General features: G+C 65.0%; 25 protein-coding genes. 21 read left to right on the forward strand and 4 right to left on the reverse strand.

Annotated elements, in window-relative coordinates:
- The first annotated feature begins 95 nt into the window (after positions 1 to 95).
- The 15 genes from IMT31_RS09520 (at position 96) to IMT31_RS09590 (ending at position 13,352) form a co-directional block, all read left to right on the forward strand.
- Complete coding sequence (locus tag IMT31_RS09520) at positions 96 to 1,088, forward strand: ABC transporter substrate-binding protein (RefSeq protein WP_413542571.1); 993 nt, start codon at positions 96 to 98, stop codon at positions 1,086 to 1,088.
- Positions 1,085 to 1,912 (forward strand): ABC transporter ATP-binding protein, encoded by an 828-nt coding sequence (locus IMT31_RS09525; protein ID WP_413542572.1) that lies wholly within the window; start codon positions 1,085 to 1,087, stop codon positions 1,910 to 1,912. Before IMT31_RS09520 ends, IMT31_RS09525 begins: the two co-directional genes overlap by 4 nt.
- Positions 1,909 to 2,703 (forward strand): ABC transporter permease, encoded by a 795-nt coding sequence (locus IMT31_RS09530; RefSeq protein WP_413542573.1) that lies wholly within the window; start codon positions 1,909 to 1,911, stop codon positions 2,701 to 2,703. Before IMT31_RS09525 ends, IMT31_RS09530 begins: the two co-directional genes overlap by 4 nt.
- Positions 2,700 to 3,500, forward strand: coding sequence for an ABC transporter permease (locus IMT31_RS09535; protein WP_413542574.1), 801 nt, complete (start codon positions 2,700 to 2,702; stop codon positions 3,498 to 3,500). Before IMT31_RS09530 ends, IMT31_RS09535 begins: the two co-directional genes overlap by 4 nt.
- 52 nt (positions 3,501 to 3,552) lie before the next feature.
- Positions 3,553 to 4,209 carry an N-carbamoylsarcosine amidohydrolase gene (locus IMT31_RS09540; RefSeq protein ID WP_413542575.1) on the forward strand — a complete coding sequence of 219 codons (657 nt, stop codon included), beginning with the start codon at positions 3,553 to 3,555 and terminating at the stop codon, positions 4,207 to 4,209.
- A 101-nt stretch (positions 4,210 to 4,310) separates the two neighbouring features.
- On the forward strand, positions 4,311 to 5,453 hold the full coding sequence (locus IMT31_RS09545; protein WP_413542576.1) for an MFS transporter: 1,143 nt from the start codon (positions 4,311 to 4,313) through the stop codon (positions 5,451 to 5,453).
- A gap of 70 nt (positions 5,454 to 5,523) precedes the next feature.
- Positions 5,524 to 6,390, forward strand: coding sequence for an aldo/keto reductase (locus tag IMT31_RS09550; protein WP_413542577.1), 867 nt, complete (start codon positions 5,524 to 5,526; stop codon positions 6,388 to 6,390).
- Positions 6,391 to 6,516: 126 nt separating this feature from the next.
- Positions 6,517 to 7,980 (forward strand): Rieske 2Fe-2S domain-containing protein, encoded by a 1,464-nt coding sequence (locus tag IMT31_RS09555; protein WP_413542578.1) that lies wholly within the window; start codon positions 6,517 to 6,519, stop codon positions 7,978 to 7,980.
- 2 nt (positions 7,981 to 7,982) lie between these two features.
- Positions 7,983 to 8,588 (forward strand): 3-phenylpropionate/cinnamic acid dioxygenase subunit beta, encoded by a 606-nt coding sequence (locus tag IMT31_RS09560; RefSeq protein WP_413542579.1) that lies wholly within the window; start codon positions 7,983 to 7,985, stop codon positions 8,586 to 8,588.
- A complete protein-coding gene (locus IMT31_RS09565) occupies positions 8,585 to 8,890 on the forward strand; it encodes a hypothetical protein (RefSeq protein WP_413542580.1) in 306 nt (101 codons plus the stop codon). Before IMT31_RS09560 ends, IMT31_RS09565 begins: the two co-directional genes overlap by 4 nt.
- A gap of 49 nt (positions 8,891 to 8,939) precedes the next feature.
- Positions 8,940 to 9,137, forward strand: coding sequence for a ferredoxin (locus IMT31_RS09570; protein WP_413542581.1), 198 nt, complete (start codon positions 8,940 to 8,942; stop codon positions 9,135 to 9,137).
- Positions 9,134 to 10,360, forward strand: coding sequence for an NAD(P)/FAD-dependent oxidoreductase (locus IMT31_RS09575; protein WP_413542582.1), 1,227 nt, complete (start codon positions 9,134 to 9,136; stop codon positions 10,358 to 10,360). The genes IMT31_RS09570 and IMT31_RS09575 overlap by 4 nt, the downstream gene beginning before the upstream one ends.
- Positions 10,357 to 11,106, forward strand: coding sequence for a class II aldolase/adducin family protein (locus IMT31_RS09580; protein WP_413542583.1), 750 nt, complete (start codon positions 10,357 to 10,359; stop codon positions 11,104 to 11,106). Before IMT31_RS09575 ends, IMT31_RS09580 begins: the two co-directional genes overlap by 4 nt.
- A gap of 50 nt (positions 11,107 to 11,156) precedes the next feature.
- Positions 11,157 to 11,948, forward strand: a complete 792-nt coding sequence (locus IMT31_RS09585) for an IclR family transcriptional regulator (protein WP_413542584.1) — start codon at positions 11,157 to 11,159, stop codon at positions 11,946 to 11,948.
- A 119-nt stretch (positions 11,949 to 12,067) separates the two neighbouring features.
- Positions 12,068 to 13,352 (forward strand): IS3 family transposase gene (locus IMT31_RS09590; protein WP_413542585.1). Its coding sequence is split into 2 segments (ribosomal slippage): positions 12,068 to 12,394 and positions 12,396 to 13,352, totalling 1,284 coding nucleotides; the frame shifts between segments, so codons are not numbered across the junction.
- 12 nt (positions 13,353 to 13,364) lie between these two features.
- Here the strand turns inward: IMT31_RS09590 and IMT31_RS09595 are convergent.
- Positions 13,365 to 13,493, reverse strand: coding sequence for a hypothetical protein (locus tag IMT31_RS09595; RefSeq protein ID WP_413542586.1), 129 nt, complete (start codon positions 13,491 to 13,493; stop codon positions 13,365 to 13,367).
- A 548-nt stretch (positions 13,494 to 14,041) separates the two neighbouring features.
- On the opposite strand from IMT31_RS09595, the gene IMT31_RS09600 reads away from it, so the two are divergent.
- Together IMT31_RS09600 and IMT31_RS09605 are read left to right on the forward strand one after the other, a co-directional pair.
- Positions 14,042 to 14,512: a hypothetical protein gene (locus tag IMT31_RS09600; protein WP_413542587.1), complete on the forward strand. Its 471-nt coding sequence runs from the start codon at positions 14,042 to 14,044 to the stop codon at positions 14,510 to 14,512.
- A gap of 105 nt (positions 14,513 to 14,617) precedes the next feature.
- Positions 14,618 to 15,100 carry a hypothetical protein gene (locus tag IMT31_RS09605; protein WP_413542588.1) on the forward strand — a complete coding sequence of 161 codons (483 nt, stop codon included), beginning with the start codon at positions 14,618 to 14,620 and terminating at the stop codon, positions 15,098 to 15,100.
- Between the two features lie 45 nt (positions 15,101 to 15,145).
- On the opposite strand, the gene IMT31_RS09610 is transcribed toward IMT31_RS09605, so the two are convergent.
- On the reverse strand, positions 15,146 to 16,468 hold the full coding sequence (locus IMT31_RS09610) for a short-chain fatty acid transporter (RefSeq protein ID WP_413544400.1): 1,323 nt from the start codon (positions 16,466 to 16,468) through the stop codon (positions 15,146 to 15,148).
- 260 nt (positions 16,469 to 16,728) lie between these two features.
- On the opposite strand from IMT31_RS09610, the gene IMT31_RS09615 reads away from it, so the two are divergent.
- Together IMT31_RS09615 and IMT31_RS09620 are read left to right on the forward strand one after the other, a co-directional pair.
- Positions 16,729 to 17,163 (forward strand): SRPBCC family protein, encoded by a 435-nt coding sequence (locus IMT31_RS09615; RefSeq protein WP_413542589.1) that lies wholly within the window; start codon positions 16,729 to 16,731, stop codon positions 17,161 to 17,163.
- 155 nt (positions 17,164 to 17,318) lie between these two features.
- Positions 17,319 to 18,614 carry an adenylosuccinate synthase gene (locus IMT31_RS09620; protein WP_345357870.1) on the forward strand — a complete coding sequence of 432 codons (1,296 nt, stop codon included), beginning with the start codon at positions 17,319 to 17,321 and terminating at the stop codon, positions 18,612 to 18,614.
- 13 nt (positions 18,615 to 18,627) lie between these two features.
- Here IMT31_RS09620 and IMT31_RS09625 read toward each other — a convergent pair whose 3' ends face one another.
- The gene (locus tag IMT31_RS09625) at positions 18,628 to 20,280 is read right to left on the reverse strand and encodes an FAD-dependent monooxygenase (protein WP_413542590.1); all 1,653 of its coding nucleotides are present in this window, start codon (positions 20,278 to 20,280) and stop codon (positions 18,628 to 18,630) included.
- Between the two features lie 54 nt (positions 20,281 to 20,334).
- Here IMT31_RS09625 and IMT31_RS09630 point away from each other — a divergent pair, with 54 nt between their 5' ends.
- Positions 20,335 to 21,132, forward strand: coding sequence for a carbon-nitrogen hydrolase family protein (locus tag IMT31_RS09630; RefSeq protein WP_345357876.1), 798 nt, complete (start codon positions 20,335 to 20,337; stop codon positions 21,130 to 21,132).
- Positions 21,133 to 21,336: 204 nt separating this feature from the next.
- Here IMT31_RS09630 and IMT31_RS09635 read toward each other — a convergent pair whose 3' ends face one another.
- A complete protein-coding gene (locus IMT31_RS09635) occupies positions 21,337 to 23,331 on the reverse strand; it encodes a hypothetical protein (protein WP_413542591.1) in 1,995 nt (664 codons plus the stop codon).
- Positions 23,332 to 23,687: 356 nt separating this feature from the next.
- Here IMT31_RS09635 and IMT31_RS09640 point away from each other — a divergent pair, with 356 nt between their 5' ends.
- A complete protein-coding gene (locus IMT31_RS09640; RefSeq protein ID WP_413542592.1) occupies positions 23,688 to 23,885 on the forward strand; it encodes a hypothetical protein in 198 nt (65 codons plus the stop codon).
- The last annotated feature ends 38 nt before the right edge of the window (positions 23,886 to 23,923 follow it).

A 23,923-nucleotide genomic window follows, 5' to 3' on the forward strand; every position in this document is an offset into this window, starting at 1 on the left:
ACGAAAGTCTGTAGAGCAGAGAAGGAATCTGGACAGCAGTACTGTGAGGTGGTTCACTATTTGAGCATGCGTCGTACACATCGAGGGAGAACCGCATGAAGATCGATTTAGACCCGATGGGGCGTCGAGGATTCCTGAAGCTGTCCGCTGCCGTCGGTGGCGCCTTAGCCCTAGCTGGATGTGCCCAAAGCGGCGGCAACGGGAACGGGGGATACTCAGGAGACGTGGCCATCACAGGCCTGGCCAGTCTCATTCACTCCGCGCCGTTCTTCATCGCCCAGTCGGAGGGTTACTACGAAGAGGAGGGACTGATACTTGAAAATATTCAGTTCCCAGGCGGGCTGGATACGGTGCGTGGCATCGATTCAGGCATCGGATTCGGAACCTCATCGACCCTGCCCGTATTCATTGCCGCAGAAAGTGGCATGGACGTCCGGATCTTCGGCAACGTATACACCGCCGCCTCCGTCGACTTCATCGCCCTTCCGGATTCTCCAATCAACACCATCGAGGATGTGAGGGGCAGAACTATCGCCGTAAGCACTCCGGGATCGAACTCCACGTACTTCGCCGAGCGAACATTACGCGAAGCAGGACTGACGCCAGGCGCTGACGTTCAACTGGTCAGCGTCGGTTCAGCCGCTGATTCCTGGACCCAGGTTTCTCAGGGCGTCGTGGATGTTGCGTGGACCGCCTCCCCCTTGTCAGAACAGATCTCCAACGACGCCGGCGGGAAAGTCATCTGGCGCTCCCGCGATTACGTCACCGACTGGTCCGACACCTGCTTGGTGGCCACTGGGGCCTTCATCGATGAAAACGCCGAGGCGCTCCGGGGCTGGGGCAGAGCCCTACAGAGTGCGATGGACATGATCTCCAATGACGTAGAGGCCGCTGCGGAAGTGTACGCCACGGCCATCGATTACGAACCCGACGTCGCCCTTGAGGCGCTGAGGAATTCGCAGGACTTCTTCAGTCTCGACTTCACCGACGCTCAGCTGGCAGCCGTTGTTGAGGCTGGCAAGGAACAGGGTCAGCTGACCGAAGACCCGGACATGGACTCCATCGTGATGAGGAACTTTTTGACATGAATCAGATCGCCACCCTCCCTTCGACCCAGCGGCAGCACGAGGTCGTCTTCGACAACATCGGCATGACCTTCCAGACCTCGACCGGTGCCACCCAGGCGGTGGCGAATGTGACAGGGTCCATTCCGGAGCACAAGTTCATCTCCGTGATCGGTCCCAGCGGATGCGGCAAGAGCACTCTTCTAGACATGGTGGGAGGCCTTCTTAAACCGACCCAAGGTTCCGTCACGATCGACGGTGAACAAGTCACCGGTCCGAGACGCGATACCGCGATGGTCTTCCAGGAGGATTCGACCCTGCACTGGCGCAGCGTGCTGGACAATATCGCCTTCGGGCTCGAGGTGAAAGGCATGCCGAAGTCCGAACGCTATGACAGGGCCCGCGCCATGATTGAACTCGTCGGGCTGCGTCAGTTCGAGGACCACCGTCCTGGGCAGCTGTCCGGAGGCATGAAACAACGGGTGGCCATCGCCCGTGCCTTGGCCCTGGAGCCGCGAGTCTTGCTGATGGATGAGCCCTTCGGTGCATTGGACCAGCAGACCCGGCAGTTCGTAGGCCGGGAGCTGCTCAACATCTGGGAGGAGACACGCAATCGCGTCCTGTTCATCACGCACGACATTCAGGAGGCGGTCTATCTCTCCGATGAGGTGTGGGTCATGTCCGCCCGGCCATCGGTGGTCAAGGAGGTCGTCAAAGTCGACCTTCCACGTCCACGGCCCGAGGGGACGCACGCGCTCCCTCGGTTCCGGGAGATCCAGGATCACCTGTGGGAACTGGTCAAAGTGGAAGCAGAGAAAACACTTGGAGCAGGAGCGCAGTCGGCGTGACGACAGTGAACGAGACGTCACTGCTGCGCCGGACGGTTCCCTTGTGGCGACGCCCACGACTCGTCCGATGGTCCATCATCGTCGGCTTCGTCGTCGTACTCGAAGGGGTGACCAGGGCCGGGCTGATCGATCGAAGCCTCATGGTCCCGCCGTCGGAGATCCTCGCCCGGCTCGTCTCGATCGTTCCGACCGGGGAGTTCGCCGGGGACGCGGGGCGAACTCTAATGACTATCCTCTTGGCATTCACCATCGGGCTGGTCGGAGGATTTCCGCTGGGCGTACTCCTGTGGCGAATCCCAGCGGTGGGGCGTGTCCTGGAGCCCTTCCTGGTGACGGGATACGCAATGCCAACGCTACTGTTCTATCCGGTGCTGCTGGCAATCATGGGACTGAACGTAGGCCCCATCATCGTCATCGCAGCAACCATGTCGCTGATTCCCATCGCACTCACGACCATGGTCGCATTGGGGGCCATCAAACCGACCCTGCACAAGCTGGCGAAGTCGGTGAATGCCTCATCTTCGCAGTATTACCTGAAGGTGTTGCTCCCCGCTGCCACTCCTCTGATCTTCCCCGGAGTGAAGCTCGGTTTCATCTATGCCGTGATCGGCACGATCGCCATGGAATTCATCCTGGCGGCGCAAGGCATCGGATTCCGTGCCGGATTCCACTACCGCGAGCTGGATACCGGGGACATGTGGGCGTACATCACCGTCGTGATCGTGCTGAGCGTGATCGTGAGCGGCATCCTCACGTGGATCGAGAAGCGCATCAGGAAGGATATGCTATGAGCACGGAACTGAGGACCTCCCCAACCCCTGTTGCCGCTCGTCCCTCCCGGTCCAAGAAGACCACGGCCGTCAAGGACAACCTTTGGCGGGTTGCCGTGGTCGTCGGACTGATCGGCGTCTGGTGGGTGCTGGCCATTGCCCTGGAACTAGTCTCGAGCCCAGCTGAATCCTTTGCCGCACTCGCTGAGCTGTTCGCCAACGGCTCCATCTACCGCCATCTGAATGCCACGCTGCAGGCAGTGGCCATCGGTTTCCTCGTCGCAGCGGCCATCGGCTTCCCGCTCGGCTACATGATCGGACGAAGCAAGTTCCTGGGTTCCGTGTTCGACCCCATCGTGGCGGGTGCTTTCGCCATTCCACGCATCGTATTCTTCCCGATCCTTTTGCAGATCTTCGGAGTTGGAGTCGGCGCCCAGTCTGCGATGGCCGCCCTGGCCGCGGTCTTCCCGATCATGGTCTCCACGACTGCTGGCGTCCGCGCCATCAACCCGCTGCTGCCCAAACTGGCTCGGTCGCTGAACCTGAGTCGATCGCAGACGGTAACCAAGATCTATGTGCCTGCAATGGCCCCGTCACTGATGGTGGGAATCCGGATCGGTTTCAGCATTGCCTTCATCAACGTCATCATCGCCGAGTTTTTCGCTGCTCGAGCTGGTCTCGGTCTCCTGGCCCTGCGCGCCTACGGTCGGCTAGATCTGCCGTCCATGTACGGGATCATCGTGCTCCTCGCAGCCATTGCGCTGGTCGGCAACATGGTTCTCTGGGCCGTCGAACGCAAACTCAGCGAAAAGGCCTGAACCGCTCTACACGACGTCCGGACTGTTCGAGCAAGAGAAAGAGAACGAAACCATGTCTACCAGCCTCGCCACCAAAGAGTACAACCGCCTCCGCACCGAGTTTAAAGACAAAGGACTGGGCGGCCGGATCGGCTTCGGGAAACGGCCAGCACTGGTGGCCGTCGACCTGATTCGTGGATTCACCGACACCAAATCACCCCTTGCCGGCGACATGGACAACCAAGTACATGCGACGCAACAGTTGCTGGAACTGGCCCGCAACGCTGAGATCCCCGTTATTTTTTCGACGGTTGCCTATGACGCGGACCTCCAGGAAGCGGGCAAATGGATCCAGAAGATTCCCTCCAACAGCTGGCTCGTGGAGGGCAGCGAGTGGGTGGAGTTGGACGAGCGGATGGAGCGTCGCGAGAACGAGATGTTACTGGTGAAGAAGTACGCATCCTGCTTCTTCGGCACCGACCTGGCGGCTCGGCTGATCTCCCGAGGCGTGGACACGATCATCCTTGTCGGATGCACCACGAGCGGTTGCATCCGCGCCACCGCCGTGGACGCATGTTCCTATGGATTCAACACCATCGTCGTAGAGGAAGGCGTAGGGGACAGGGCCGAGTTGCCCCACCTCGCCAACCTCTTCGACATCGACAACAAGTACGGCGATGTCGTGAGTCTGGAGGATGCAAGCACCTACCTCCAACATGTCCGTCGGTAGAAACCGGGCGGGCGGGCTCTTCGGACACGAGTCCGCCCGCCCGCACTCCGGACGAGCCGTGGGGATTTCCGCTGAAACGGGCCATCGCCCTGGAAAAACCTATGGCGTCCGTCGGCAGTGATAGGGCGCTCAGCGCGCTGACGGTCATCCTGTTCGGTTTCGCACTGGGCACCCTATCCGTGGTCGTTCCCTTGCTGGGTGTACACGCAGGCTACTCAAACAGCGAAATCGGCTTGTTGGTAGCCATCGCTGCTGTCGCGCAACTCGTCACACGCCTCTTTATGGGCACCTTGATGCGCAAAATTCCGGACAAGTCGTTCCTCGTGGGTTCCGGAGTGATGATCGCCGTTTCATGCACCCTACTGGCGTTGTCCCCCGTGTTCATGGTGTTTGTGGTCTCCCAGCTTTTTCAGGGATCGGCCCGCGCGTTCTTTTGGACCAGCAGCCAAACCCACGCTGTCCGTACATCCACCTCAGCAGTCAGCGGGCTGCGAGATGTCAACCTGGCGGCAGGTGCCGGTGCCCTTCTTGGCCCGGCGACGGCCGGATACCTGTGGGGGTTCTCCGTGCAGTTACCGCTCATCGTGGCGGCCACTGCAGGGTTCATGGCATTGATCCCTGCTGTCTTGCTGAACAAGCTCCCCCCGTTCGCCACCAAACCTCCCCACCGCGCGGGCGGGGGCATCCGACTCTGGCGGAGACCTGGTGTCAATGCAGCTTGCTGGATGAACGCGGCAGCAGGGGGCTGGAAGAGCGTTCTGGACTCCTATGTGCCAGTTGCCTTGGCCTTGGCTGGCCAATCGGCCACCGTCATAGGCCTCCTCCTGTCCATTGCCAATGCCAATATTATCGTCGGCAGCACTCTAGGCGGATGGGTGCACGATAAAGGTATTAGGACGTCCCTGATTATGGGAGTTCTTGGGACCGGTCTAGGTTTGGCCGCCGTAGGGCCGTTCGCGACCCTGGCTGTCCCGGTGACTGTCGCGCTGGCCATCTCCGGCATCGGCGCCGGCATCCTGCAAACCGTCGGCCCGGCCATTGCATCCGAGGAGGTTCATCCAGAAGAACGCGGTGACAGCCTCGCTTTGACAGGGACCTTCCGTGCCTCTGCCCTCTTCCTGTCACCAATGGGCATGGCAGGACTGGTCGCCCTGATCCCAGTGTCTACCGCTCTTCTGGCAGCGGGGTTGCTCATCACCACGCCTGCCGCTCTCGCTTTGAAGTCGGATAGGGATGGCACCTAGTTGGCAGACTCCCGCAATCCGCCGCGCGCAATAGAGGGCAATCAACCGGCATTTCGAAGAGAGGATGTCCATGACATCGGAAACCAATCCGAACAATGGTCCAGCCACAGCCCCGAGACTGGGCCTGCTGCACGGGCACAGCATTCCACACCTTGGGCTGGGTACCTGGCCACTCATCGACGACGAGTGCGAACTTGCCGTACGTCGTGCTCTTCAAAGCGGTTACCGCCTCATCGACACGGCATTCCAGTACCGCAATGAAGACGCGGTGGGACGCGGCCTTCGGACGGCCGGCATCCCGCGAGAGGAGTTGTTCATTTCCAGCAAGTTCAACAGGGAATCCCACAGCGTCGATGGTGTTCAACGGGCCTATGACCTCAGCCTCCGGACACTGGGCCTCGACTACCTGGACATGTTCATGTGCCACTGGCCCGTGCCGGCCCAAGACCGGTACACCGAGGCCTGGAAAGGCCTGGTGAAGCTGCTAGAGGAAGGCCGTGTTAAGGCGATCGGTGTTTCAAACTTCAAGCCCCGACACTTGCGGCAGGTAATCGAGGCGACTGGCGTCGTTCCCGATGTCAACCAAATCCAGCTCAGTCCCGACCTTGCACGCCTCCAGCCACGGGCGGTCCACGAGCATTTGGGGATCCTCACCGAGGCTTGGAGCCCCATCGGCCGGGAATCCGGCCTGCGCGAGCACCCAGTTGTGGTCAGGATTGCGCAGCGCATGGCAAGAACACCGGCCCAGATCCTGCTCCGCTGGCACGTCCAACAAGGGGTGGTCCCCATTCCCCAGGCCGCCAAACCTGAATGGCTGCAGGAAAACCTCTCGGTCTTCGACTTCTCCCTCACGGACACCGACATGGACTCAATGGCAGCACTGGACCGCGGTGAGACAGCCGCTCGCGACTCAGACTCTCCCGAGAACGGCCATTAATGCCCACGCACGGCGCCACATCGTGCGCAGACTTGACGTAGATCACACCGTGCGCCATCCTCTTTATACAAGAAATATCCTCTGCTCTGCAGATGACTCGTATGTTGTTCGACAAGGAGCTCTCCCATGGCAAACCACAGCGGTGTCCTGGAGGACGTGCGGCGGGGCATGGTTCCCGCACACATCTACAACGACAAGGAGCTCTTTGAGCTCGAGAAGGAGCGGCTCTTCAGCCGCAGCTGGTTGTTCGTCGCCCATGAATCCGAGATCCCTGAGGCCGGCGACTATGTTGTCCGCAGGGTGCTCGAAGACTCCTTCATCATTTCCCGGGACGAGAAGGGCCAGGTCCGGGCCCTGTTCAACATGTGCCTTCATCGGGGCATGCAAGTCTGTCGGGCGGAGATGGGCAATGCGTCGCACTTCCGCTGCCCTTATCACGGCTGGTCGTACCGCAACGACGGACGCATCGTCGGGCTTCCCTTCCACAAAGAGGCCTATGGAGGCGAGGAGGGATTCAAGAAGAAGGGCCAGACCTTGCTCCCCGCACCCTCTCTGGCGATGTACAACGGCCTGATCTTCATCAGTATGGACCCCGACGCCGAATCGCTCGAGGATTACTTGGGGGATTTCAAATTCTATCTGGACTACTACACGAAGCAGAGCGCGGACGGGATTGAGCTCCGAGGGCCGCAGCGCTGGAGGGTCAAGGCGAACTGGAAGATCGGTGCGGAGAACTTCGCCGGCGACATGTACCACACGCCCCAAACCCACACGTCAGTGGTCGAGATCGGTCTCTTCCGTGAGCCCAAGGCCGAGAAGCGCAAGGACGGCACCACCTACTGGGCGGGCAACGGCGGCGGGACAACCTACAAGCTGCCCGAAGGAACTTTGGAGGACCGGCTGCGATACGTCGGTTACCCGGACGAGATGATCACCCGGATGAAACAGGAGTGGACCCAGCAGCAAATGGACGTGGTCGGCAAGGACGGCTTTATGGTCTCAGCGGCCTCGCTGTTCCCGAACATGAGCCTCGTGCACAACTGGCCGCGCGTAGAAGAAGACTCCGACGAGGTACTTCCCTTCATCTCCATTCGCGTGTGGCAGCCGATCAGCGAGAACGAGACAGAAGTCCTGTCCTGGTTCGCCGTCGACAAGAACGCCTCGGAAGAGTACAAGGCCCTTTCCTATAAGGCATATCTGATGTGCTTCGGCAGCGGCGGCATGTTCGAACAGGACGACGTCGAAAACTGGGTCTCCCTGACCAACACCGCCGCGGGTTCGATGGCACGCCGGCTGTTGCTCAATAGCCGGATGGGCATGTTGGAGAACGGCGAAAATATCGTGGAGCCGCTGACCGCAGAAGAGTACTCAGGCCCTGGCTCGACGCGGGTCGGGTACAGCGAATACAACCAGCGTGAGATGTTGATCCGGTGGGCAGAGCACCTCGAACGCCCGATAGAGGCCGCAGCGCAGGTGCAGGTCGGAAGCGACCATGTCCAAGCATCCCCGGCCAACGGGTCAGACCCCGTCCGCCCTGCCAGTGCCACCGCGGGAACGGTGCCTGCAGAAATCACTTCCCAGGAGGCCTAGCAATGGCTGTTGGAACATCGCACGAGCAAGAGGGCCTGACACTCTCGGAACAATCAGCACTGGGCGCACACGCACCACGTACCAAGCGCACAGGGCAAAGCCTCCCCTTTAATGATGAACTCCATTTGGAGGCACATCGCTGGCTGGTCGATGAGGCCTACCTTCTGGATGCTCAGAACTATGACGATTGGCTCTCCCGGATGGCCGAGGACGTGCACTACATCATGCCGGTTCGCGTTACCACTGCCCTCGGCGCCGGCTATACGACCTCACCTGGCATGGCTCACTGGGACGAGAACAAATACTCCCTCAGCCGTCGGGTCGCCCGATTCGATACCGAACACGCTTGGACTGAGGATCCGCCATCGCGTCTGAGGCACTACATCACCAACGTCCGAACCTTTCGCACCCCCAACCCCAATGAAATCGTGGTGGACTCCGCGGTCCTTTTGTTCCGCAGCCGTGGGGATGTCGGGGAGGCAGCCACCGTGTCCGCCGGACGCGAGGATCTCCTGCGCCGGATCGACGCCGGTTGGGAGCTTGCCCGGCGAACCATCATGGTCGATGAGTCGGTCATCCGAATGCAGAACCTGGCAATCTTCCTGTGAAACTCGAATGGGAAGGCGAAGAAGAAGACCGCCTCGCCGCCATCCAGGCGACAGAGGAGCGTCTCCGACTCGAAGCCCACGTCACCGGAACGCCGATCGTGATCGCCAACGAATTCTCTGAGATCCATGTCACCCGCGTGGAGACCCGCAACGGGTCCCGATTGATGATCAAGTCCCCTCGTTCGGGCCAGTGGATCACCTTATGTCCTCTTGAGCTGGAGTCTCTAACCTGGCAGACCCCTGCCACATTCTCGGCCATGATCGGACATCCCTTTGGTCCGCTCGTGACAGAGGACGACTAGAAGCATCTCGACCATCAGAGCACCATCGCCGCAACCAAGGAGTGTGACCATGCCTGTAGTAAAAGCCGATCTTCAGGCCTGCCAGGGGTACGCAAACTGCGTCGTCGGGGCACCCGACTACTTCGACCTTGACGACGACGGAATCGTTGTCGTGCTCAAGGCCGAAGTGCCCGAGGCCGACCGCGCCCACGTCACCGAAGCCGCACGCAGTTGCCCGGTTTCCGCACTCGAGGTGGTGGACGAATGAGCCCCGGCACCGTCATCGTCGGGTCATCCATCGGCGGTGTACGGACCGCCCAGGCCCTACGGTTGGAGGGATACGAGGGTGAGATCGTCATTGTCGGTGAGGAGACAGAGCTCCCCTACGACAAGCCTCCGCTGTCCAAATCAGTCTTAGTCGGCACTGCCGGGGAAGACTCCATTCGTCTTCTGACGGAGGAACAGGCCGAAGCCGACGGTATCCGGCTCCTCCTGGGTCACCGTGCCGTAAGCCTGGACATCGCCGAGAACCGATTGAAACTCGACGGACACGAACCCCTGCGCTATGACCACCTCGTCATCGCCACCGGAGCGTCCCCCCGCCCATCGCCCTGGGGACAACGGAAAGGAATGCACGTTCTGCGCACCCTGGACGATGTCCGCGGACTGCGCAGCGACCTCCTCCAGGGCGGGACGCTTGCTGTGATCGGAGCCGGCTTCATCGGCGCCGAAGCGGCGGCTACGGCGCGGGCCCTCGGACTCGAGGTCACCATCATCGACCCGCTTCCGGTCCCAATGAGCCGCATCTTCAACCCGGAGATTGGCCACTGGTTCGGCGACCTGCACCGTGACAACGGTGTTACGACAATGTTTGGCCTTGGTGTTGAATCCATCGGGGGCGAGCAGGGCAGTTTTGACATCAAACTGACCAATGGTGAAAACGTCCAGGCATCCACTGTGCTGGTCGGCATCGGGGTGATTCCCAACGATGCCTGGGCCAACTCGTCCGGACTGCTGGTGGACAACGGAATTGTCCTCAATGAGTATTGCCGAGCCGTGGACGCACCTAACGTCTACGCGGTTGGAGACGTAGCGCGTTGGCGCCACCAGGGCCACGGTGAGGACATCAGGATCGAGCACTGGACCAACGCGGTCGACCAAGCCGCGTGCGTAGCCTACAACATCACCCATCCCGACATACCGCGCGCCTATATGCCCATTGAGTACGTGTGGAGCGACCAGCACGACTGGAAAATCCAAGTCGTCGGACGCGTCGGCGGCGATGTCGACAGTGTCATTCTCGGGCATCCACGCGTCGACGGCCGATTCGTTGCCCTGTACACAGCAGACGGTACGACGCTCCGCGGAGCAGCCATCGTGAACTGGCCCAAAGCCCTCCTCGCCTGCCGACTGGGCATGGCCAAGGGCACGACAGTGCAGGAGTTGCGTGGCAAACTAGAGCCCCAGCTCCAACCAACAGGATCACCATGACACCGGAGAGCCCCCTGCTGCGGGCCGAGAATGCCGCGCGCGAGTCCATTGCTATTGCGTGCCGGGTCTTGGCGCACCGAGGCCTGGCCGACGGAATCCTGGGTCACATCAGTCTCCGGATCACCGACGACACATTGCTGGTGCGTTGCCGAGGCCCCCGCGAACGCGGCCTGGCGTACACGCAGGCCGAAGACATCCGCATGGTGGACCTCGACGGCAATCCCGCCGCCGAAGGAGAACTCGCCGGTGGATACGCGGTCCCCAACGAACTGCCTTTGCACACCGAACTCCTGCGTCGCCGCCCGGACATCCGAGCTGTCGTGCACGCTCACCCCCCGAGAGTGGTCGCGGCAGACCTCGCCGGACTCGCGGTACGGCCCATCGTGGGTGCCTACGACATCCCCGGCACCCACCTCGCAGCGAACGGAGTGCCCGTCTACCCCCGCGGGGTACTCATTCGGAACCGCAGGCTGGCGGAGGAAATGGCTGATGTCATGGGCGCCAAACCCGTTGTCGTACTACGTGGGCACGGCCTCACGAGTGCGGCCGCAACCGTCGAGCAGGCGGTGCTGCAAGCGATCAGCGTGGATGGCCTGGCGGGAATGGCACTGCAAGTGGCCACAGCAGGCGGCCAACTTATCGACCTGCCCGACGCCGATATGGTCGAACTCCCCGACCTGGGAGGAACATTCAACACCGACACCGCTTGGAGACACGAACTCGCACGACTGGGCAAACACCGGTGAGCACCCACGCCGCGGCCGGACCAGTCGAGCCTCTCAGTACCATTAGGCTCATGACCACACCACAGGCGGTCGAGGTCTCCAGGTATGGGCCCCCTCCGCAGTACCCCATTGAATCCGTTGACAATGCCCTCCGGTTGTTGTTGCTGTTCGAAACCCGACCGAGCATCCGTCTGACCGATGCCAGCAAGTACCTTAGCGTGGCATCATCGACAGCCCATCGCCTCCTGGGCATGCTGCTCTACCGCGGCTTCGTAAGGCAGAACCCTGAAACCAAGGCATACGAACCCGGACAAGCACTCAGCTCCATCGCTTTCGCCATACGGCGGCAAGTCGACGTCGGCACCCTGGTCCGTCCCGCGATGGAGCGGCTTTTCAAAGCCACAGGAGAAACAGTGCATTTCGCCACGCTCGAGGGATCAAACACCCACTTCCTCGAAGCCGTAGAGAGTCAACGCGCCGTCCGCGTCGCCTCACGTCAAGGAGCGACGCTACCCGCCAACTGCACGGCCACGGGTAAAGCAATGCTGAGTTTGCTCACCACGGACCAACTGCACGCCCTGTACCCGGAGGCTAAGCTCCCTGGTCTCACCAAAGGCTCCATCATCTCCCGCACCGACTTGGAAAATGCGCTGCAAACGATCCGCGACATCGGCTACTCAACAAGCCGAGAAGAAAGTGAAGATGGTGTCATGTCAGTGGCCGTCGCCGTCACAAGCCCGAGCGGAAAATACTACGGCATCAACGTCTCGGTTCCAGCCCACCGCATGACTGAGCAACTCCGCACAGAACTTGGCACCATGCTTCAGACAGCCGCCGAAGACATTCAATCCTTGCTCGTCTAGATGCAATGCTGGGTAGTTAAGCCTCGATCCACCGACCCGAGTCGGAGCTTGAGATGGATTCCGTATGAATCGCCCTGGGTTTCTTGGAGACTCCTGACCTTGGAAACGAGGATGGGGTTATGCCGAAGAACATCTCGCAGGATCAGCCGACCACGCGTCGGTACAGCGCGGAGGAGAAGGCCGCGGCGGTGCGCATGGTCCGTACCCTGCGCGCTGAGCTGGGGACCACTCAGGGCACCGTGAAGCGGGTGGCCGAACAACTCGGTTACGGGACGGAGTCGGTGCGGACCTGGGTCAAGCAGGCCGACGTCGTTGAGGGCCATACCCCGGGCGTCACCACCGATGAGGCCGCGAGAATGCTGGCTTTGGAGCAGGAGAATCGCGAGTTGCGCCGCGCCAACGAGATTCTCAAGAGGGCGGCTTCTTTCTTCTCCGGCGGTGCTCGATGAGCCAACACAAGAGATAGTCGCCTTCATCGACGCCCATCGGCACGAGTTCTTCGATGGCCACAAGCTCGGAGTCGAGCCCATCTGTACCGCGCTGCGCGAAGCAGGAGTGCAGGTGGCTCCGAGCACGTACTACTCCGCGAAGTCCCGTGCACCCTCCGTGCGATCGAAACGGGATGCGGTGATGTCCCCGATCGTGCGGCAGCTGTGGGAGGAGAACTACCGGGTCTACGGGGCTCGGAAGATCTGGAAGGCCGCCCAGCGCGCCGGCCACCAGATCGGACGGGATCAGGTCGCCCGACTCATGCGGGCCGAAGGAATCGAAGGAGTGCGACGAACCAAGAGGGTACGGACCACCCGTCCGGCTCCTGAAGCGCCCCGTCACCCTGACCTGGTGGGCCGACAGTTCACCGCCGAGACGCCAAACCAGCTGTGGGTCACCGACCTGACCTATGTGCCGACCTGGGTCGGCGTCGCCTACGTGTGCTTCATCATCGACGCCTGCTCGCGCGCGATTGTCGGCTGGCGGGTCGCCTCGCACATGCGGACCTCGATGGTGCTGGATGCGATAGAGATGGCCCGCTGGTCCCGGGGCACCACACTGGCCGGCTTGCGCTGCCACAGCGATGCCGGGTCGCAATTCACATCGATTCGCTACGGGGAGCGGCTGGCTGAGATCGGGGCGGTGCCCTCGATCGGCACCGTGGGAGACAGCTATGACAACGCCCTGGCCGAGACCGTGAACGGCTACTACAAGGCCGAACTGATCCGCGGCCCGGCCCGCGAGGGCCGACCATGGAAGACCGTCGAGGACGTCGAGCTCGCCACCCTCAGCTGGGTCCACTGGCACAACAACACCCGCCTGCACGGCTACCTGAATGACGTGCCGCCAACAGAGTTCGAGGAAACGCTTTATGCTACGAAGTGGACCGACCACACCTTGGTCGGAATCCAATAGAACGAGTCTCCATCAGACCCAGGGCGATTCAGACGCGGTGCCGGGTACGGTCTTGCTGGCGGTCGCACCCATGATGTCCAGCGAGGGGTTGCCGGGGCGAGCCCACGTGATGTCCGGCTCGACGGCGGGCCGACCGTTCATCTCCAGCCGGTGGCACATCGGGAATGGCGCCACAGTCCTCGAGGTCACTGTCAGGGGCCCGGCCACACCCATGCCGGAGCTGATGGAGCTTGGACAACGCACCGCCCAGAGCGTCAGGACCACGGTGGAGCAGGGCGCGGACATCACACCGGTTATTGCTGAGGACCTCCTTGACCGGGAGATGATGGACGCGCTGATGGAGCAGTCCCCGGCAGCAGGAACCGTGCCCGAGGTGCCGGGGCTGGAGTTTGTGTCACCGATACTCGCCGCCAGGCAACGTGGGCGAGGAGTTCCGGAAACGCTGCCCCTGGAATCGGAGGCATGGACGTCGCTAGTCGAATCGTCGCGAGGGTCCTCTGGGGGGGCGACTCATGAGATCTTCTGCCCCGGCCCCCCATGAGGGACTTGTTCGGGCGGGGCTGGCCACGAAACACCGACTCACCGACATTGGAGACGTGTGGGCGGACCTGTCGGGTTGGCCGCCGTCGTTGACCCTTCACGGCAGGCGCCACGAAGGCGAGCGATTCGGGGAGATCAGACTTGACGGCATGGACTGCCTGGTCTCTTTGGGCCTTCCCTTCCCGACCGACCGCGAGATTGATTCGTACCCGGAGGGAACCCGTCTGGTGGGTGCGCTCCTGACGATTGACCTGCCCACGGTGTTGCTCGACTGGTGCGGGCTGCGAGCCGATTGGTTCGCAGACCTGAAGGCTTCAGCCCCGGCCGGTCTGGGGGACGTCTTCGGGCGGGGCGACGACCGGAACGGCTCGGACTGGACAGTGGAGTTTGGTGGTGCGGTGATGGAAGGCATTGTGGACACTCAGGGGACGCACTGGACCGTTAGCCTGCCGGAGGGTCAGCCGCAATTGTCTTGGTATCAACCCGACCGGCGGGGGCCGTTACTCGCGTTGAATGACGTCGGAGGGAACCGCGTCAGACTGGAGTCCACGACCGGCCTCGTGCTCCACGAAACGCTGTCACGGTTGTTCCGGGACGTGGCCCGGGCGGGTGCCCAGTGAACGTGCAGGATTCGCAGGGCCAGTTTGACCGCGACGAAGGTGGGGGGGCACCCGCTTCCGGTGACCGCCCCCGTGAATGTGGGACGTTGGTGGATGGGCGCGGTCATGGCCGTCATCCTCACCGTGCTCATGGTGTGCGCCGTCATCGGAATCCCCGCTTCATTCTTTGTGGATCCCTCACCGATGATGGTCTTCTACCGGATCCTGGCCGTTCCGGGCGTGCTGTTCGCCGGGTACGGGGCCTGGTACTACATCAACGGGGCCCTGCGGCCACAGCACGTGACCATAGATGATCTGGGGGTCTCCACTCCGGGCTGGGCGTTGGCCTGGGACGAGATCCGCGATGTGCGCATCGAACCAGCCGAGTTCGCGGCTCCCCGGAAGCAACAGCTGGCCTTCTCGGTGACGGAGGAGGCGTTCCAACGGGTGCGACAGGCCAACCGCGCTCATTCGGGACGACCTTTTCACATGGGGGGTCTGCTGTCCCGGACCCCGGTGGTCCGCACCCAGTTCGACACCAACCCCACGCCCTTCGACCTTTTCCCGATCTTCGACGACCGCCTACGGAACCGTCCACCAGGGATCTAGGGGCGCCCGGAGGGCTTGGTGCCCAGAGCCTGGGTGGCGAGCAACTCAGAGCGACACGAGCAGCAGCGTGCCCGCGAGCACCAGCCCGGAGGCGACCAGCGCCACAGTGGTGTAGCCGAGGATGTCCCGCATCTTCAGCCCAGCGATGGCCAGCAGCGGCAGGGCCCAGAACGGCTGGATCATGTTGGTCCACTGGTCGCCGTAGGACACGGCCATGATGGTGACGGCCGGGTCCACCCCGAGTTCGGCACCGGCCCCCAGCATGAGGGGCCCCTGCACCGCGAACTGGCCGCCGCCGGAGGGCACGAAGAAGTTCACCAGGCCGGCGGACAGGAAGGCCAGCAGCCCGAAGGTCGTCGGGTTGGAGATGGACACGAACGCATCGGAGAAGACCTGGATCAGGCCGGTCCCGGACATCATGCCGAGGATGCCCGCGTAGAGCGGGAACTGCAGCAGGATCTCGCCCACGTTGGAGGCGGCGCCCTTGGTCAGAGCGATCAGCTCGAAGGGGTTGCGCACCAGCAGCAGGATCAGCGCGAGGAAGGACCAGTTCACGGTGTCCAGGGTCAGCGTGCCGCCCTGGGAGAAGTGCAGGACGAGATAGGCCACCAGGGCCAGTCCCACCAGCAGGGTCGGCAGCCGGCTGGCATCCACGCGGTCTGCCGGGGTGACGATCTCCTCCTGGCTGTCCGCGGCCGCCTCGCGGGCGTCAACCGCCAGTTCGGTCACCCGGTCACCGGTGCGAGGGGCCACCAGGAACAGCGCCAGGGCCACCACGAGGACCGTGACCACTGCGGCGACCATGTTCCACGAGGAGAACACGGTCTCGGTGATCGGCAGAGGCTGGCCGCCGAGGGGCTCCATGAGGAAGGAGCCCTCGGTCGCCGCCGTCAGGGGGCCGGAGGCCGAGTAGCCCATGTGCCAGACCACGAACCCGGCGAACCCGGCGGCCACTAGCATGGGGAAGTGCAGCTTCAGGCCACGCTCACGTCCCTGGTAGGCCACCTCGCGGGCGAGCAGCCCGCCGACCACGAGCCCCAGACCCCAGGTGATGAGGGAGGCCATGGCAGCCACCACGAAGACGAAGACGTAGGCGAACAGCGGCGTGGTGGGTACGCGCCCCAGGAAGGCCAGCAGCTTCCGGACCGGACCGGTGTTCGCGAGGATGTGGCCCAGCAGCAGGATCAGTGCCATCTGGGTCATGAAGGCCAGCAACCCGGCGAGCCCGTCCCCCCAGGACAGGACCAGGTCGCCGGGTCCGGTGTCTGTGAGGATGAGGGCCAGGATGGCCACGATGAAGGTCAGGACGATCGAGAACACCAGGGCGGACGGGATGAACCGTTCCACCACGTGGTTGATCGGGCGCATGGCGCGGGAGAGCGGGGTGCCCTCCTTGCGTGCTGGGGTCTGGACCGTGCCGGGCGAACGGGACATGGTGCCCTCTCCTGAGGTGGTGCGGGCCGGCGCCGTGCGGTGCGGGGGTGCGGCGGTCCGGGTGCTCGGATCGCCGGGCACGGGCCGTGGCGAATGTGATGGGCCCCACAATAGGCCGGAATGCCCCGCGGTCCACGGAACTCGGCGGCGTTTCACCCTTAACACCGGCGCGGCAAGCAGCAAGGATGCCAACCATGCAGACTCTTGCGGCACTCGAGGACGAGATCGTGATCCACCTGCCCCCCGGGCGGGTCTGGGAATTGCTGACCGACTGGGCTGCCGCGCCCGCCTGGTTGCCGGGGATCGAGGAGATGCACGTCAATGGGGCCTCCGGGCCAGGGCAGGAGTTGGCCTACTCCTCCGGGGGTCACTCCCGTCGCTACACGCTGTCCACCCTGGATCCCGGCCGCGGACTGACCATGGTCTCCGGCGCGCCGGAGGACGACCTGCGCGTGGAGTACGGCTACCTGCTGGTGCCGGACGCCGCGTGGACCAGGGTCGGGCTGCGGGTGGCCGTGCGCGCGGAGGAGTCCCTGTCCGAGGAGGCGCTGGGGCTGGCGGCGGCCCTCGCCGAGGCCGAGGCCGGTCAACTCGAGTCGCTGCGGGACTACGCCGAGAAGGCTCCGTGAGTCCCGACTGGTAAACTCCGGTTGTAAGGCCCTCGTGTGATGCACCGCACGGCAGTGAACCGTCGGATCGGTCATCGGGGGCGTTTTCCATGTCGAGGGCCGGACGGCGCCACCCCCCAGAGGCGCGGTACCGGCGTACGGGGAGAGATGCACTGATGCCAGCAATCGCGATCGTCGGCGCCCAGTGGGGCGACGAGGGCAAGGGCAAGGCCACCGACCTGCTGGGAGGCCGCGTTGACTACGTGGTCAAGCCCAACGGCGGGAACAACGCCGGGCACACCGTGGTGGTCGGCGGCGAGAAGTTCGAACTCAAGCTCCTGCCCGCCGGCATCCTGTCCCCCAACGCCACGCCGGTGATCGGCAACGGCGTGGTGGTCAACCTCGAGGCGCTCTTCGAGGAGATCGACGGTCTGGAGGCCCGCGGCCAGCGCTGCGACCACCTGAAGATCTCCGCCAATGCGCACCTCGTGGCCCCATACCACCAGACCATGGACAAGGTCTCCGAGCGGTTCCTGGGCAAGCGCGCCATCGGCACCACGGGCCGAGGCATCGGCCCCACCTACATGGACAAGGCCGGCCGCCTCGGCATCCGCGTCCAGGACATCTTCGACGAGTCCATCCTGCGCCAGAAGATCGAGGGTGCCCTGCGGCAGAAGAACGAGCTGCTGGTCAAGCTCTACAACCGCCGCGCCATCACGGTGGACGAGATCGCCGAGTACTTCCTGTCCTACGCCGAGCGTCTGCGCCCCATGGTGGTGGACTCCACCATCCTGCTCAATGACGCCCTGGACGAGGGCCAGGTGGTGCTCATGGAGGGCGGCCAGGCCACCTACCTGGACGTGGACCACGGCACCTACCCCTTTGTGACCTCCTCCAATCCGACCGCCGGCGGCGCCTCCGTGGGCGCCGGGATCGGACCCACCCGCTTCACCCGCACCATCGGGATCGTCAAGGCGTACACCACCCGCGTGGGCGCCGGACCGTTCCCCACCGAGCTGTTCGACGAGGACGGCATGGGCACGCGGCTGCGCACTGTGGGTGGCGAGTTCGGCGTGAACACCGGCCGCCCGCGCCGCACCGGCTGGTATGACGCGGTGATGGCCCGCTACGCCACCCGCATCAACGGCTTCACGGACTACTTCCTCACCAAGCTGGACGTGCTCACCGGGATCGAACAGATCCCCGTGTGTGTGGCCTATGACGTGGACGGCGTGCGGCATGACGAGATGCCCATGACCCAGACGGCGTTCCACCACGCCCAGCCCATCTTCGAGTACTTCGAGGGGTGGACCGAGGACATCTCCGGCGCCCGCACCCTGGAGGACCTGCCGGTCAACGCCCGCGAGTACGTCCTGACCCTGGAGCGGATGTCCGGGACGCGGATCTCCGCGATCGGTGTGGGTCCCGGCCGTGACCAGGTGGTCCAGGTGCGCGACCTCATCGAGGACTGAAGCGGGACCCGGCTCAGGCGGCGGGCTCCAGCGCCGCCACGAAGCCGTCCGGGCGGACCAGTAGGGCCGTGCCGTTCGGCAGTCCCGCCTCCGGTGCTGCGCGGAATCTCAGGACCGGTAGGCCCGACGCCGGCCCGTCCGGTCCCGCGGCCTTCTCCCGGTGGCGTTCGGCCAGCTCGCGCGCGATTTCGGCGGCAGCCGGTCCGTAGGCGTGCACCTGCCAGCGGGCCGCGTCGAGCGCCTCGTGGTTGTCCGCGGGCCCGTCCACGCCGGGAACCGCACCGGAGAGCGGATCGGCGTGGCCGGCGTCGGGAACCCAGGGGAGGCGGCGGCCCAGCACCCGGCCACGGCGGCGGCACCCTCCGTCAGCCTGCAGGGCCTCCGTTCCGGGCATCCAATAGTGGATGCGGATCTGGGAGAGGTAACCGAACAACCGCCCGCCCGCCGGGGAACGGGGCACCAGCCGGAGCGCCCACGGGGCGAGAGCGGGGAAGGCCACTGTCCGCAGGAAGCGGGCCCCGAGGGCAGCGGAGGTGACGGCACCGAACACCACGTCCGTGGTCCGGACCAGGTTCAGGGCCACGGGCCGGCGCTCGGCCTCATAACGGTCCAGGCTCTCTGCGGGGGCCCGGCCGGTCAGGACGTCCGCGATCTTGGTGACGATGTTCTGGGCATCCTGCAGTCCCGTGTTCATTCCCTGGGCGCCCACGGGGGAGTGGATGTGCGCGGCGTCCCCTGCCAGGAACACGGAGCCCGAGCGGAAGGCCGCCGCCACCCGGTGGTGCACGCGGTAGGTGCTGTACCAGTCCGTGCCGGCGTAGTGCACCCCGAACTCGTCGGCGAGGGACTCACGGGCGCGCGCCTCATCATGGGCGTCGGCGCCCCCCGGGGCGGTGCCGGCGCGGTCCTCGGCGCGCAGGATGCCCAGAAGGCGGGCGCGTGCCCCGCTGCGGCCGTCGCTGCCCATCGGGAAGGCCAGCATGAATTGCTCGCGGGAGAACCGCAGCGTGATCCCGCGTTCCGTGCCGGTGACACCGTGGGCGTCCAGCACGTAGAACTCGAAGTGATGGGTGGCCCCCTCGAACCCGATGCCCAGGGCGTTGCGGACCGGAGAGGAGGCCCCGTCCGCGGCCACCACGTACCGGGCGGTGACCTGCACGGGACCCTCGGGGGAGTCGAGGTCCACCGTGACGGGACGGTGGCTGGTCGTCGCCGCCTCGGAGAACCTCCGGAACGAGGTGCCCCAGGCGACCGGCCGGCGTCGTGCCTGGAGGTATTCCGCCAGCAGCTGCTCGTTGGCGCTCTGCTCCAAGACGGTGATCCCGGGGAAGGGCGTCAGGGTGCGGCCGAGCTGACCCAGGGGCACGGTGCCCAGCGTGCGGTGGCGGTAGCCGGGGCTGACGGTGTCCCCGGGAGTCGCCCGGGCCAGCACCTCCTGCGCCAGGCCCAGCTGGCGGTAGATCTCGAGGGAGCGGGAGTGCAGTCCCAGGGCGCGGGATTCTCGCGTGGGTCCGGACTTGCCGTCCACCACGAGCGCCTGCACGCCCAGCGCGGCGCACCACGCCCCGGCCATCAACCCCGTGGGGCCGGCACCGACCACCAGGACGTCGGTGGAGAGCCGGCGGCGGGGCTGCTCTTCCGGCGTCTGGGCTGGAGGGGTGGGCATGGCCTCAGGTTAGGCTGGATGCATGGCACTGCACCATGCGGGGAGGACGGCATCATGAGGATCAGCGTTGGACAATTCCGCCCCACGGGCGTGGTCGCGGAGAACCTGGCCACGTTGCGCCGGTTGGCCGAATCCGCGCGGGATGACGGGGCCGAGTTGGTGCTGTTCCCGGAGGAGTCCATGTTCACCGTCCGGCACGTGGCCGGACCGCTCGCCGAGGCCGTGGACTCCGGCTGGTCCAGCTTCGTCTCCGAGGTCACCCGGATCGCGGCGGACCTGAACATCGCCATCGTGGCCGGTGGGTACGAGCCCTCCGGCACCGAGCGCCCCTACAACACGGTGGTGGCCGTGGACGCCGAGGGGCGGATCCTGGGGACCTACCGCAAGTTGCACCTGTACGACGCGTTCAAGTACAAGGAGTCGGAGAGCATCACCCCCGGGGACCGGGGCCTGCTCACGCTGGAGCTGGGCGGCCTGACGTTCGGCATCATGACCTGTTATGACCTGCGCTTCCCGGAGGTGGCGCGCGCCCTGGCAGTGGCCGGGGTGGACGTGGTGCTGGTGCCGGCCGCCTGGTTCAAGGGCGACCACAAGATCGACCACTGGCAGCTGCTGCTCAAGGCCCGCGCCGTGGAGAACACGGTGTGGGTGGCGGCGGCTGGGACGCGCAGTGACAACACGATCGGCCACTCGGCGATCATCGACCCTCTGGCTGTGCCGGTGGCCTTCCTCGGTGAGGAGGGCGAGGCCGTGGAGACCGCTGAGGTCACCCGTGAGCGCATCGACGAGGTGCGGTCCTTCCTTCCGGTGCTGGACAACCGCCGCACGGACGTGGACCAGCTGAGGGCTTAGCCCGCGAGCCGGGTCCGGCGAGAGTTGTCAGCAAACTCCCAGACAACGTCCTGTCGGTTTTGACCTCCGGCTCTTAGGGTGGAATCACCTCATCAAGGTGCGAGTGATGACAGAGGGCCCCGGGCCCGGCAGAATGCGTTCCCCTCACGCAGCCGGATCACCCGGGGCCCTACTCTGTGCCGGACCGGGGCCCGGCGCCGTGGCCTAGTAGGCGTCCACGGACTGGCGGCGGCGCCGCATCACGAACATCATGGCCACCGGAATGGCCAGCAGCAGCAGCGGGATGAGGAGCAGCAGCCCGGCGGGCTTCTTCACCAGCTGATCCGCGGCGGCGGCCTGTGAGGAGTTGCGCAGTTCATCCGTGCCCGAGGCCAGTTGCATGGACCCTGAGGCCAGTTTCCCGGTCCCCTCGGCGAGGGCCCCGTTGCCGTCGGCCAGCGCGGTGGCACCCTCCTGCAGCTCCGCGGCGCCAGAGTCGAGGTCGCCGGCACCGGTCTGCAGCTCCTCGAGTCCGCCCTCCAGCCGGCTTGCGCCGCCGGAGAGCTTCTTGGCACCCGTCTCCAGGGCGGTGGAGCCCTCGGCCAGGGCGGCATTGCCCTCCTGCAGTTGGGTGGCGCCATCTCCCAGCTGCCCGGCGCCGGTGGTGAGCTGGCCCGCGCCGTCCACCAGGTCCGGCGTCTTGGCGGCCAGCTCGGACGTACCGTCATGCAGGGTGCCGGCACCGGTGGCCAGGGCGCCATTGCCGTCCGCCAGCTCCGTGGCGCCGGTGGACAGCTTTCCGGCGCCGGCGCTCAACTCGGTGGCGCCGGCGTGCAGCCGGCCCGTGCCGGCCACCAGCTGTGTGGAGCCCTCGGCCAGGGCGGCGTTGCCCTCGGCGAGCTCGCCGGCACCGGCCTCAAGCTGCTCGGCACCGCCCACGAGGCCCGGGGACTTCTTGGTGCCCTTGACTCCAGCCTGGATCTGACCCAGTCCCTCGTTCAGGGCCTGGGACCCGGCCAGGGCCTCCTGGCCTCCCGCATCGAGCTGCACGAGCCCCGTCTCCAACTCTGCGGCACCGGCCGCAGCCTGGTCGGCACCGGTGGACAGGGCGGCCGAGCCATCGGCCAACTGCTTGCCACCATCGCGCAGCTGGATGGTGCCCGTCTGCAGCTCACCCACGCCGGCATCGAGCTGCTGCCCGCCAGCGGCGAGCTGTTCCACGGCGATGCGCAGGTCCGGTGGGGACAGGGGGTTCTTCCGGACCTCGTCCCGCAGCTGGATCAGGCCGGCCGAGAGTTGGGCGGAACCGTCCTTGAGCTCGGCGGTGCCGGCGACGCCCTGCTGCAGACCGGCGTAGAGCTCGGCCGAGCCGGACTCCAGCTCTGCGGCGCCCCCGGCCAGTTCGGCAGTGCCGGACTTGAGGGCAGAGGAGCCCTGAGAGGCCTCGGTGAGTCCTGCGGAGAGGGTGCCCAGACCCGTGGAGAGTTCGGAGGAGCCGGCAGCGGCCTCGTCCACGCCCGCGCCGAGTTGGCGGGCGCCGTCCGCGAGGGTGCCGGCGCCCGTGGACAGCTCCCCGGCCCCGGCAGCGGCCTGACCTGCGCCCTCCTGGAGGGCCTTGGCGCCGGTGTCGAGTTCACCGGCGCCGGCAGCCAGGGTGTCCGTGCCGCCCTGCAGCTCCCCGGCGCCGGCGGACAGGGCCTGCGCGCCGGCGGCGGCCTCCCGGGCCCCCGTCGACAGCCGGCCGGCGCCGTCGTCGAGCTTCTTGGCGGCATTGTCAGCCCGTACCGCTCCGGCACTCACCTCCTGGGTGCCGGCGAACAGGCGGCCTGCGCCGTCGGCCAGCTCGCCGGCACCGGAGGAGGCCCGGCTCGCGCCGGACCGAAGTTCGGTGGTGCCAGCGTGCAGCTCAGTGCTGCCGGCCGCCAGTTCGGCGGATCCCTCATGGGCGTCCGAGGCGCCCTCGGCCAACTGCGAGGAGCCGTCCTTCAGCTCGCCGGTGCCGCTGGCCAGCTGCTCGGCGCCCTCCTTGGCCTGGATGGCACCGTCGTTGAGATCCGAGCTTCCCGTCTGTGCGGTGCGCATGCCGTCATCCAGTTGGACGGCCCCGTCGGCCACGCGGGAGCTGTAGAGGGAGTAGAAGGCGAGGCCCGCGATGAGGAAGAGGGCGAGGAGTGCGGCCAGCACCGCCCAGGGCAGGTGATGGCGGGAGCGGGTGTGCATAGGAGTCCTTGGCGTCAGGCCGCGCGGGAGGCGGCTGTGGCGGCGACCGGGTTCACCGGTCGGTGCATCGCCGGACGTCTGGTCCGAGGTGGCCTCCCGCCGGCTCGGGGCTGGCAAGAGCACCGAATGTGACTGGTGCCACATGCGATGAGACTCATAGTTACCAGTGAGTAGGTCTTGACGCAAGAGGAGTATCAGGTATCCCACGAGATGCGCTCGGTGCCGTGGGACGCCCGATGGGGTGCCCAGCATTGGTCTTTCGAACAGGGGATCGAGCGCTGTCACGCGCAACGATGAAGATGGACCGGGAGCCACAGCCTTCCGGATCGACGTCGGAACCCACCGTTGAGGAAGCCATGCAGAAGAAGCCTGTCCTGACCTTGTTCGCCTCACTGACTGTTGCCCTGCCGCTGCTGGTCGCCGGAGCGGCCCCGGCCTCCGCGGCCGATGCTCAGGCCTCTATGGCCGATGCCTCGGCCACGCCCATCGAGATCAATCCTCCGGTGGTGACCCCCTTCTTCAGCAAGTGGTGGTGCGAGGCCTTCAACTGCTGACCTCCACGAGATCCGGGAACGCCCGGTGCCATAGACTG

Origin of the sequence: Citricoccus nitrophenolicus (assembly GCF_047305825.1) — a bacterium.
GTDB classification, from domain to species: Bacteria; Actinomycetota; Actinomycetes; order Actinomycetales; family Micrococcaceae; genus Citricoccus; species Citricoccus nitrophenolicus.